The organism is bacterium, from assembly GCA_021158245.1.
Lineage (GTDB): Bacteria > Zhuqueibacterota > QNDG01 > QNDG01 > QNDG01 > QNDG01.
In genome coordinates, this window is the sequence record JAGGVB010000120.1 from 1 (window position 1) to 12,666 (window position 12,666).

Sequence of the window (12,666 nt, forward strand, 5' to 3'; positions counted from 1 at the left end):
CAAAATCTATAAAGAACTTTGTGGAACACATCTACTCGGGAACAGTAATCATGAATGCCAAAATTGCCTTGGATGCCATGTACAGCAGTCCTGATAAAAACAAAGTATTCCGGGACCCGGCTCTTGTTTTTGTATCTGATTTGTACCCGGAATATAAAGAGCTTGAACAGGTTCAAAAATATAGAAAAGGAAAGCTTGATCAGCTGCTTGCCTCTTTTATGGATGCGAAAAAGTTATTTATGAAAAAGAATTTTATTCCCGATGCAAACGGAACATTACGTTTTACATACGGAAAAATTGAAGGCTATTCTCCAAAAGATGCTGTCTGGTACAGGCCTTTTACAACTTTGAAAGGCATAACAGAAAAAAGCACAGGAGAGTTTCCGTTCGACACGCCAAAGCATCTTCTGGATTTGATCAACATGAAACAACCGCAGACATTTGTTAACCCTCAGCTAAAAACAGTGCCGGTTGACATGCTTTACAGTACTGACACTACAGGCGGGAACTCAGGCAGCCCGATATTTAATGCCAAGGGAGAACTTATAGGGATTAATTTTGACCGCGCTTTTGAAGCAACAATAAATGATTTTGCATGGAGTAAAGAGTACAGCAGGTCAATCGGAGTTGATATCAGATATGTACTCTGGATATTAAAAGAATTTTCCGGTGCTGAATCAATACTTAAAGAACTGAATATACAAATATAACAATTATATTTTATCACTGCTGTCCGGTTAAAATAATTAACCTGAATAATTTATGAATAATGCAAGCTAATAATCTAACTCATTCCATATTAGAGCGCTACCGCCTAAGATAGCCGCATCACCCTTTGGTAAGCCGGACCTTAAAATCTTAACTTTATTTTTATATAGATTTAGTAAATTATCTTCAAGGTGATATTTGAGTGGCTTTAGAAAAAGATCGCCGGCCGTTTCCAATCCGCCAAAAAGTATAATTGCTTCCGGGCTTAAATGAGCGACAGTGTTTGCAAGAGCCTTGCCGAGTATTTCAGCCGTAAATTCAAAAGCTGCAAGAGCAATTGAATCGTTTGCTACTGCTGCGTCATATACCATCTCTGCAGATAATTCCTTATAAGAAATATTCCTAAGGCTGCTTTCCACATTCAAGCTTGAAATAAATTCAAAAACCGTCCTCTTAAGTCCGGTTGCCGATGCATAAGTTTCCAGACATCCTTTTCTGCCGCAGCCACATTGACGACCGTTTTCTTTTACTATTATATGACCAATTTCCCCGGCAAATCCGTCATACCCATAAACTACCTCGCCATTGACCACAATCCCACTGCCTAAACCGGTACCTAAGGTTATCAGTACAAAATTTTTCATTCCCCTGGCAACGCCAAATTCCATTTCACCCAACGCCGCTGCATTAGCATCATTCGTCAAGAGGATAGGTACATTTTTATAGTGTTTTACTAATTCAACAAAATTTACTTGTCCCCAACTTAAATTGGGTGGATTCTCAACCGTACCTCGATAATAATTACCATTTGGCGCGCCAATTCCGATTCCTCTTAAAATATAGTTGTCAGACATTGAGTTATATATTTTATCAAATCTTAGAAATAATCGATTCAACAGCTTCTCCGCCGGCTCGTGAGCATTGGTGGGAATACTATCCTTTACATAACATTTCCCGGCACGGTCAACTAATCCGAAGACCGTATTCGTACCACCTATGTCTATACCAAGAGTTACGTTTATTGAATCCATAATTAACTTATCTTTCTTATGTTAAGTTATTTAATCCCTAATTTTTTCTGAATTTGCTCAAGGGATATGCCTTTGGTTTCCGGCATTACATAGATGACCCACACAAGCTGCCCAACCATGCAAAGCGCATAGAAGGCAAAAATATGACCTCCTGATATTTCAGCAAAAATCGGGAAAGTCCACGCTATGACTGCATTCATCACCCAGTGAACAAAACTGCCCAGTGCCTGTCCACGGGCACGCACCCTGTTTGGAAAAATTTCGCTAATAAATACCCATATAACTGCTCCTTGTCCAAAAGCATGAGCAGCAATAAATACAAGAAGGCTAATCAACACAACCACGCCTCCAGTCGCTGTAAACTCAGTATCGTATGTATGAAATGCCCACGCGGTACTTCCTAAGCTCAAGATATAACCAACTGAACCAATCAGCATAAGTTTCTTGCGACCAAAATTGTCAATTACTGCTAATGCTATCATTGTCATAATTAAGTTTATACCGCCGACCGCCACAGCTTGAAGCAGGGCGGATTCTGAACCGGCTCCGGCCATCTTGAATATTCTTGGGGCATAATACAAAATTGCATTTATACCGGAAAGTTGATTGAACATGGCAATAGAAACGGCCAACAAAATAGGTTTAATATATTTTTTACTTAACAATTTTTCCTGTAAACTGCTATGTTCAATACCAAGTGATGTTTTTATTTCCAAAATTTCATCATCTACGTTGCCGGTATCGGAACCGCATTTTTCAAGCACTATTTTTGCTTCATCCAAACGGCCTTTAGTTACCAACCAGCGCGGGCTGAGCTGATTGTTGAACAGAAGAAAAAAGAAAGCAATGGCCGGAACTGCCTCTACACCAAACATCCAACGCCATTCTACATCACCCAAGTTCAAGCCCGCAATAATAAAGTTTGAAAAAAACGCTAAAAGTATTCCCAATACAATATTAAATTGCGTTACAGCCACCAGACGGCCACGGTATTTTGCCGGAGAAATTTCTGCAATATACATAGGCGATACAACAGATGCGCCACCAACGCCTAATCCCCCGATAAAACGGAAGAAGAGAAACGAATACCAATCCCATGCCAGGGCGCTTCCAAACGCCGAGATAAAATATAATACAGCCACGACAAAAAGTATATTGCGCCGCCCATATTTATCGGCAGGTCTTCCGATCATAATAGCACCTATTATTGTTCCTATCAGAGCACTGGCAACCGTAAATCCAAGCCAGAAGGAAGAAAGCTCAAAAACTTTTTCAAGCCAGCCTGTGGTTCCGGAAATAACGGCTGTATCAAAACCAAAAAGCAGCCCGCCGAGAGCGGCAACTATCGCACTGTAAATAACATATCTTTTGTTCTTCATTACTACCTCACTTATACATTATTATTTAACCTAAATCCTTTACTTTGATAATACTTCGCTCAATATTCCATCGAAGTCAATAATAGCACCTTATATCCACTGATCGGTAGCGCCATAATATATATCCACTTATCTTTGAATTTTACCAATCCGTCGCAAAACACATAGTCATTAAAAAAAATACTATGGCTGTAACGCATCTGGCAATTAGTTTGCAGGGGTTGTCTTTGCTAAAGAGAGCCCAATACCAGCCAGTTTTCAATCAGTCTACCCTCTTGCTGGGCGAATAATACCTTAGTTATTATTATCAATGTAAAAATAAAAAGTTTAAAATTATTCATTCATATTTCTCTAATAAACTAAAAGTTGCCAAGATATCTGGTCAGTTTAGCTTCGTCGATTAGCAATTCAGAATTATATCACTCCATTATTTTTCCATAGTCCAATTTATTATCCGTTGTCAGTTTGGGAAAACCCGGCACAACAATAGAAAAAGGCACATTATGCTGCGTTACAAACATATCAATCCGGGTTAATTGAATTTTTTCGAAACGATCTCTATTAATTTTAATAACATCATTATATTTTTGCTGTAAACTATCAATGTAAGGATTTAGGTCCTGTTCAATAATACGTGAATAATCTTTGTTAAAATTTTCATTCTTTCCGATTGATTCTAAATATTGATTTCGGTGGTATAACGCGGACAAATAATCCCGCCACATCGAAACATTCCTCTCAACAATATTCACTTTGTCATATTTTTTTTTATAGGCTTCTTCTGTTATGTATTTATCGCGAATCATATCTACAACAGCGAGTTTGAACTGCTCTGCAAACTCTATTCTTTTAATTCTTTTCTTGCGAAAAACCAGGGGATGATATCTCAGTTCCTTCTCGAATTCACGGACAGTCAGGATTTCACCATCAATTTGCAATAGAGAGAAATCTATAATCTTCTCAACATTATCTCCAATATCGTCCGGATTGATTTCATTCTTATCTTTTTGCCAGAGTCTTTGTTTAAAGGCGACCTTTTTCTCTTTTCTCGATTTAAAATAAAGCTTGCCAAAAATATCCGCTAATTTGTAAAAAGTATCTCTTGAAAATTCTACTCTCTTGCCGCGCATAATTTTACTGACATATTGTCTATATTGAACAGTTGCGTGCTTTTTTTTGAGCCTCTCTGTAACATGATTCCATCTTTGCCGAATATCGCTATCTGAAATTGCGATTCTATCAGTCCAGTCAAGTATTTTAATAACCGTGTAATAGTTCTCTTCAATTCTCAACGGACCGATAACCTGATTCTTTTCAAGCGGCTCAGAAAATAATGCGGTGTGAATGGTTTCATGTTCCTCAGCATTCCAATTCACCTCTCGTTGAGGAATTTTTTCATCCCCTCCTAATTCACGCAAGACATCCGTAAAAGTACGCCCTTGTAGCAATTTTCGTTTAACCATGTTGGCTATAGCGTTATCCTTAATAGTATAATAGGCAATCTTATAATTTCGCCCGGCACATTTATAGACTTTTTTTATTTCATTTGTATCCAATTTAACTTTTTTAAAAAAATCGTGGTCATAAAGCCATTGGCGCATCGCTTGTTCTTTTCTGCCTCTCAGATAATCCTGAAATTGCTCATTTCGGGATAGTTCGTTATCCTTATCAGATTCTAAAGCCATCATCTTTTCTGCGATTAGCGAATTCAAGACAATTTTTTTGTGGAAATAACTATCTCCATTACAATATGGGGGTCTTATTGTATTTTCCGCCCGACGAATAAATTCTTCCACAGAGATAGTTTTGTCTCCAATTCTGACAAGGATGTCCTCGCAAACCTGGTCAGGAACCTTCTTGCCACATGACGTAATTATTAAAATAAGACCAAGAAACATATAATTAAGGATAATATACATGAAATATTTAGTTTCCAAATATAGCTTCTTATACATGATTAACTATCTCCTAAAAACTCATCCCGCGGAATTGAGATGGCTATATGAAAATATCTTTCTGATACAACACAGTAATTTAACTATATAGTTATGACATTATAATTCCAATCCCAACGAAAATCTATGCACATTGTATAGCCTGCCAAAATCTTGATAGGCAAAATCGAGTTTTAGAGAAATATTTCCTGGTAATCCGTATTTGATTCCTGCTCCTGCGGTAAGACCTTCCTCACCATCTTGAGTAAATAAATTCTTGTAGCCTATCCTAAGGAAAATCATATTATTAAAAACGTATTCTGTGCCAAAATTTAGATTTTCGGTGTTATCATTAGGATGAACGGCATCGACAGCAAGAGTCATACGGTTGCGGTCACCCTTAAGTACGTCCATTGCTACACCTACTCGGAAGATCAATGGCAGGGAAAACCTATCGGTCTGCATGTTAGCTGGTATACGATCATTGTTGCCATATTTAACCTGGTCGGGGTCGTAATTTATCAATGTGTTTTTTCCCTCTAACCGCATTTTATTGCCAAAATTGGAGATACTCATACCCATCTTCATTCCATTGAATCGGGTAGTATAGAGAATTCCAATATCTGCTGCAAAGGCTGATGAACTCATGTGCCATATTTGTTGCCGGATATATTTACCAGTAAAGCCAATTGAGAAACGGTCAGTGAGATTCTTAGCATAGGACAGCCCAACAGCAAGGTCACTAGCTCCATACTTTTCACCAGTTCCTTCCGGATAAAAAACTGTCCTTACTTTATTCTCGCCCATATTAAGAGATGTGATGCTAACCCCAAGATTTCCAAACGCTCCCAAAGGCAATATAAAGCCGATAAAATCAAAATTTATATCGGCTAACCAATCAGTGTGATTCAAGACTACCTCAATGTTAGACAATCTGGATATACCGGCGGGATTCCAGTAGATAGTGGTGGCATCGTTAGCCACAGCTACAAAAGCTCCACCCATGGCCACGGCTCGAGCTCCAAGTTCAATTTTCAAAAAGGGAGCACTGGTTGTCCCAACTTTGGTAACATTAGTAATGATCTGTCCAAAAGTCAAAACTGGGATTATTATGATAAACACACAGAGGAATAATAATTTTCTCATTGTAACAACCTCCTTCAACATTAAAATTCCAAATTTAAGTAATTAAAACGGCTTTTGAATTTCGGTAATTGGAATTTGTTTGTCCGCTATCAGTCGGATTAATATTTGGAATTTATATTCACCTTCCTTTTGATCTAAAACTAACCCGAGAGTCTTCAATTGATCTGAAAATTTAGTTCATTATTTAATCACTGCAAATCGCCCAATCTTCTGCCCAATTTTAGGCGCTTCAACATAAAAAACATACATCCCATAAGCAATGTCCATTCCGTCCTTGGACCTGAGATTCCAGGACTCACTTCCATCGTCAAGGGACTTTTCATGCTCTATTGTTTTCACCAATTCTCCTCTAATAGTATAGATACGAATTGTACACCTTTGCGGCAAATGGATGAAGTCGATCTTGCGTTCACCGCGTCCTGTACTGTAGAAATGTTTAGGCTCCCAGGAAGCGGTGGATACATAAGGATCTGGTACCACAGCTATTTTATCCAAACTGGACTCAGCTTTTGCTCTATCAACAGACGCTGCTTTAGTTTTAAATGTAATAATATCACCAATTCGGAAAGGTTTTGTAGTATAAATAAAAACCTCATCACCGCTTTCAGGAGGAATAGGTGTGGCTATCGTATCAGGTGGAGCGGTCAGAGTAATCATCCAGTATATTGGCTTAAAATCGCTGAAATTATCACCCTTCACAAGGTAAATTCTATCTCCGGATGACCAATCGCCGCTATTATCCTGATCCAGTACAACAAAATTAGCCTTAACATTATCAGTAAGATTCCAAATGGTAAAAGGGACTGGAACATCAGGTCCTATAGGAGAGAAATAAACAGCAGTATCAATTCCAACTTCGCCAAACTGAATCTTATAATTTGCAGGATAGGCAATGACTGGAGTACCAAGATTCTTATTAAGACAGGCATTAATATCATAATTACAATCACCTTTGCTCCATTTAGAGAGATTGTCATTATAGGCGATTATTGAATCGTTCCAAACCTGAACCATCAATCCATCAAAAACGAAATTTTCTTCACCGTTTATATAACTACTGGACAACATCGGAGTAGAAGGAGAGGAAGTTACATCATCTACAGAGTAAGTTATTCCTGTTAAACTGTCAATATCAAAAACAATCTGGTATGTATGATTGTCTTTCACCTCGAGAGGATTTAGAATTTTTATACCCACTTTTCCCGTACCAGCGCAGGAATGCAAATCCATATCTTCAATTCCAGGTGCAGTATATCCGGCTACCGGGGCATTGGGTATAACTATTGCCGTGTTTATGTCATTAAAAGTTACATGTCCGGTAGCATCTGTTTCAATAACAGTAGGACATTCAGTAGGAGATATGGCTTGGAGAAATGGTTTAGAACTAAGTCCTCTTTTAAAGAAATCATCATCATAACCTTTATCATAGGAAACTACAGCATAATAATAAGTCTGTCCATTTTCTAATGCTCCAGTCCATGTTTGTCCGGAATCTACAAATGAATGCACCAAACCAGTATCGTATCCCATATTATAATTTGCACCGGTTGACACTCCTACCTCTTCTCCCATTGCGATAGGATGTGGACCTTTTAATCCATCTTTAAGATCAAATTGAGCGATAGGTTCTCTATAGGTTTTATTGCCATAACTATCGGTAACGTTTTTCACTTCAATAAATCCAGGATCAGTGCTTCTGTATATTACATAGCCTTCAAAATCTTTGCCATAAACAGGATCTATCGAGGATTCCGCCCTGCGGTCCCAATAAAGCGTCACTTTCCGATCTCCTGGAACAGCAGTCACCCTTGGTATTAACGGGGGCTTTGTGAAATTATAATTATTATTATAGATTTGTTGTACTGTCTGTTTGTTTTTAATAATATCGTTATAATCCTCCCCCATTAGCAGTGCTAATGAAAATCTTTCGGTTCTACCTGGCAGCAGGGGAAAATATCCTGAGCCATAGAAAAACTCTGTATTTGTATTTTGCGCTATTGGCGCGAAGTGTCCCGGTTTTAATAATTCCCACATAATTTCATCGTAAGACAGGTAGACAGTGTTTTCCATGTGGCTATCCATGCTTGTGAGACCAATCTGGTCCGACTCATCGACATCTGTCCTATCAAAACGCGGTTCTCCATCAGTAGGAATGCCGTCACCCTGGCCCTGGTCCTGGCTAGTGTAATCAGGGCTTTCCGGACCAATACCATCCATTCCCAGGTCATCATTCAACGGTTCATAATCAAGAAATCCATTCCTATTAACATCTTCACCTAAATCGAGAATTCCATTACCATTAGTATCTTCGGTATCCCATTCACCATTGCCGTTCACGTCTGTAAAACCTACCCAATCACCATCTTCGTCGCCACTCCAGTGTAATTTTTCTGAGCCATAAATTCCGACCGGCCCAAAGATAACTTCTCCAGGCCCACTGTCTCTTCTTTCATCTATTAGCCCGTCATCGTCATTGTCGATACCATCAGTAGCATCGCCGGGACTTTCCAGAAAGGCATATCCGAAGTATCCTACAGGACCCCACCCATTTATTCCTACACCATCATAATCCCAAGAATAGGTAATATCCATATCTCCTGTTTGATCAAAAGAAGCGCAATCATCATGTTCATCTCCAAAACCACCTAAAAACCCATCGAACACTTCTCCAAAGACTACTTTTTTATGATTATAGGTTCCGATATTTGTGATATCATAAAGCCAGAAAATACAATCTTCAGCTAGTACATGAGACCACTGCAGTCCCCTGGCTTTCACTAATAATCCTAACCCACATCGATTGGAGTCGTTGACATCAGGATAGAAATCAAACTCGTCATTAGCCTGGTCATCCATAACAAAATAACTCTCCTGATCGGCCTGCATTACTCCCTTGCCAAAGTAACCGTTCCAGGTACCAGGCCACCCCGGGTCATCCTGATCCATCTTATCTGGCCAGGAGTCAGGCCATGTTTCCGGCTTGTGACTCATAGCAGGGGAATCTTGATAGGGATTGAAATACCCGGGAAGTGGCTCCCAACCTTGCTGAAACATTTCAGCATTTTTATCAGTACTGTCAAAATCCAGCGAACTCTCGCTTAAAATGTGGATGGTTTTACCACGGGTATTATCTACTTCAGCGGCTACAAGTATGCTATTTTCACCGGAATACTCATGACCGCTTCCTTTAGGCCACTCACATCTTGGCGGCGGGTATCCCCAACCTGCCCATCCACTGACATCACCCTGGTTAAAAAATATGGTAGCAACCTGGTTTCCATTATGAACGCCCATCCTGCGGTACTTTTTATCGCCATAGGGACCTTGAGCCATTGACTCTTTAGTCAATACTAAAAGGATGGTCATATATAGAATTAAAATAAAAACTTTTCGGTTCATGATTGATCACCTCCAAATTAATACGAGGATTATCGACTGTTCGGATTTTTTCCGTATAATCTGTTTTTTTCATACCTGCTGTCCTTAATCCCTGTAATTGTTTACAAGAACACTCACAACTCCTTAAAATATTAAAAACCCATCGACACTCCCAAAATTATTCGCCTTGGTTCTGAATAGAAATCCGGTCTATTTAAATAATCATTTAGAGTGCTATAGTTACGCCATTCTCCAGTGTAAAACGACCTCAAAGTATAATTAGCTCTGCCTGTGTCTTCATAAACTTTGACTTCATTCTTTCTGTCTAAAAGATTATAGACCTTTAAAAAAATGGAATATTTTAATCCCATTAGAGTAAATTCCTTATGAGCGTTAAGATCGATGATAGAATGTGCCGGTCTGCGTCCGCTATTCTCATAAGAGGTTCTTATACCCTGGAATGATGGAGTATAAGGCAAACCGCTTCCTAATCTTGCCAACAAACTTACACCCCAGTTACTTGGTTGGCTTAAAATTATAGAGAGATTAAGCGTATGGGTTTGATCCCAATCCAAAGGCACCACTTTGATTTCGGTCTCTCGAGCTGGTGAAGATTGATTGTCTAAAAATACAGATTTGGGATCCGAGGCATTCCCTTCAGATACTTGATAAGTGTAGTCTATCCTGGCAGATAAAAGCTTGGTCCTTCTTTTTTCCAATGCCAGAGTAAATCCTCGTACATTACCGTAATCGCGATTAACATACTTGGCGTATAACATGGTAGCGATATAGTGTTCGACAATCTCTGTTCCTAATAGATTTCTTATGTCCTTGTAAAAGCCGGTGACATCCAGTCCAATATCATCGGAAAGCTGTTGCTGTAAACCAATTTCATAGATGACTGTCTGTTGTGGTTTTAGATCAGCATTTCCCATTAAGGTTTGCAAGCCGCCAAATTCCACTTCAAATTCAGAATTGTGGTAGAGATATTCAAATGGGGGCATCTGGAAGAAATGTCCGTACGAAAAATGGATGATGCCGCGTTCGGTTATGGGGTAAGCAATACCAATCCGAGGGCTAAGTTGGTGCTTAACTTTAGCTTTAGTTTTAGGAGCAATTAGGGGATCCCTCTCTCCCTCTCTTAATATTTTCTCTCCTTCAGATGTTGTATAATAATACTCTTTAACTGGTATTTCACCATCAGGATTAAAATAATCATATCGAATCCCGATATTTACGATCATGTCTTCAAATTCCATTTTATCTTGTATATAGGCGGCAAATTCAATGGGACGATGGGTATAATTGTTATTTTTTAGAACCCCTAACGTGTCTGGAGGAACCTGCGGTTTCCAATCAGTAGAGCGATCCAGCTTTATTTCGTACTCATGTAGCCATAACTTGTGTTTTCTGAGCTCCAGCCCCATTTTAACTTGATGCGTTCTGGTAATTTGGCTTGTTATATCAAATTTACTCACAAGGGTTCTGGTATTTCTGTAGGAATGATCCATCTCTGTACCGCCTGTCAGGAATTTTCCTCTCCTTAAGTAGCGGGGATCAACATAACGTTGATCCAAAGGATTCTCAAAAACGTACTTTTTGTAATCAAAGAAAAAATTGGAAAATTTCACAGTATAAAACGTTTTTGAGCTTAGCATGTGATTCAAAATAAAAAGATGGGAATAGCTATTCTTATAATGATGGTAATCACCGTCAGGATTATATTTAAAAGAATGATTGTATCTTTGATAATTTACCTTACCCAAAAAAAATTCATAACTAAGTCTGAGATTAGGAGCTAATCGATAACTAAACTTACACTGACCAGTCTTCTTATTATAAAGGTTCATAGGAACCATTGAGCTATCACCAGTGCTTTCAATATACCAGGCTTTTGGATCGGGGGAATTAAAATCGGATGAATCAGAAGGATTAAAAATTCTTTGACCAAAAAGCCACCCATTATTATTGTAAAATCTTCCCGTGGCGAAAAAAGAAAGCTTTTTACCTAATCCAGGAATGGGTCCACTGAGACGCGCTTGAATATTAGAAATACCCAATGGATTGGAGTCATCAATATCCAAAAATGTCTCTGTATGATTGCTCATGTAATCTCCACCATACAAGGACAACTGTCCAGACAGCTTCTCTCCCCCATCTTTTGTTATCACTTCTACAATACCAGACATTGCCTGCCCGTATTCAGCATTAAAAGTACCACTAATTACTTGAACTTCCTGGATGCCACTATTTTCTACCTCAATGGCAATATCTCCGGAATAGGAATCAGTGACGGAAACACCATTGACCAAATAGGCGATTTCACTGGATCTGCCGCCACGGATATGAGTGGTACCATCTGCACCTTTTACTATTCCAGCCTGCAGTGCCAAAATTTGACTAAATTCTTCTACTGGCATTTCAGAAATCTCATCTGTACCAACCACTGCTGCTGTAGAAGTAAGGTCCTTACGCACAAGTGGTCTTTCAGCAACAATGGTCACCTCTTCCCCAGATTTTAAAACGGTGGTCCTAAGATTAAAATCTACATTTGTGGTTAGGTCTGCAGAGACTCTCACTGCTGTAACTTTCTGCACCTGATAGCCCATCATCGAAGCCTTGACCGCATAGATACCCGGTTTAATGTTTAAAATTACGAAGTATCCTTCTAAGTCAGTGGCTGCGCCTATGTATGTCCCCTCAATGAACACATTAGCGCCAGGCAGCCCATTCCCGGTTTGAGCATCTATTACTTTACCTGCTATCTTTCCGGTGGTCCCACTCCATAGGGAAGGGACTATGATATAAAGCATAGCAATTAATAGAATGACACGAATATATTTGACCTTCATCTGTAACACCTCCAAGACGTCTCCTGTAAAACAATTCTAAAAGGCCCCACCACCCCTTTGAATGGGGCCTTTTATTTCTAATACTCGAAGACAAAAAAAACAGGTGGTTGTTATTTGAGCAGCAGCATTTTCTTGGACTCTTTAAAATCGCCTGCCCTTAATACGTAAAAATAGACGCCACTGTTAACCATTTGTCCTCTATAATCCACAGCATTCCAAGATATCGCATGAATTCCTG

General features: G+C 39.1%; 7 protein-coding genes. 1 reads left to right on the forward strand and 6 read right to left on the reverse strand.

All coding sequences use genetic code 11. The features are described from left to right. Positions 1-710, forward strand: a 710-nt coding sequence (locus tag J7K93_06790) for a S46 family peptidase (GenBank protein MCD6116701.1), incomplete at its 5' end; no start/stop codon positions are given. 66 nt (positions 711-776) lie between these two features. On the opposite strand, the gene J7K93_06795 is transcribed toward J7K93_06790, so the two are convergent. The 6 genes from J7K93_06795 to J7K93_06820 all read right to left on the reverse strand — a co-directional run bounded on the left by J7K93_06795 (position 777) and on the right by J7K93_06820 (position 12,428). Continuing rightward, on the reverse strand, positions 777-1,739 hold the full coding sequence (locus J7K93_06795) for an ROK family protein (GenBank protein MCD6116702.1): 963 nt from the start codon (positions 1,737-1,739) through the stop codon (positions 777-779). A gap of 26 nt (positions 1,740-1,765) precedes the next feature. After that, entirely contained in the window at positions 1,766-3,118 is a 1,353-nt protein-coding gene (locus J7K93_06800; protein MCD6116703.1) for a sugar porter family MFS transporter, read from the reverse strand. A 419-nt stretch (positions 3,119-3,537) separates the two neighbouring features. Then, positions 3,538-4,914 carry a hypothetical protein gene (locus J7K93_06805; GenBank protein ID MCD6116704.1) on the reverse strand — a complete coding sequence of 459 codons (1,377 nt, stop codon included), beginning with the start codon at positions 4,912-4,914 and terminating at the stop codon, positions 3,538-3,540. A 258-nt stretch (positions 4,915-5,172) separates the two neighbouring features. Continuing rightward, entirely contained in the window at positions 5,173-6,198 is a 1,026-nt protein-coding gene (locus tag J7K93_06810; GenBank protein ID MCD6116705.1) for a PorV/PorQ family protein, read from the reverse strand. A 180-nt stretch (positions 6,199-6,378) separates the two neighbouring features. Further along, positions 6,379-9,531 carry a hypothetical protein gene (locus J7K93_06815; GenBank protein ID MCD6116706.1) on the reverse strand — a complete coding sequence of 1,051 codons (3,153 nt, stop codon included), beginning with the start codon at positions 9,529-9,531 and terminating at the stop codon, positions 6,379-6,381. Between the two features lie 197 nt (positions 9,532-9,728). Continuing rightward, positions 9,729-12,428 (reverse strand): TonB-dependent receptor, encoded by a 2,700-nt coding sequence (locus J7K93_06820; protein MCD6116707.1) that lies wholly within the window; start codon positions 12,426-12,428, stop codon positions 9,729-9,731. Positions 12,429-12,666: the final 238 nt, after the last annotated feature.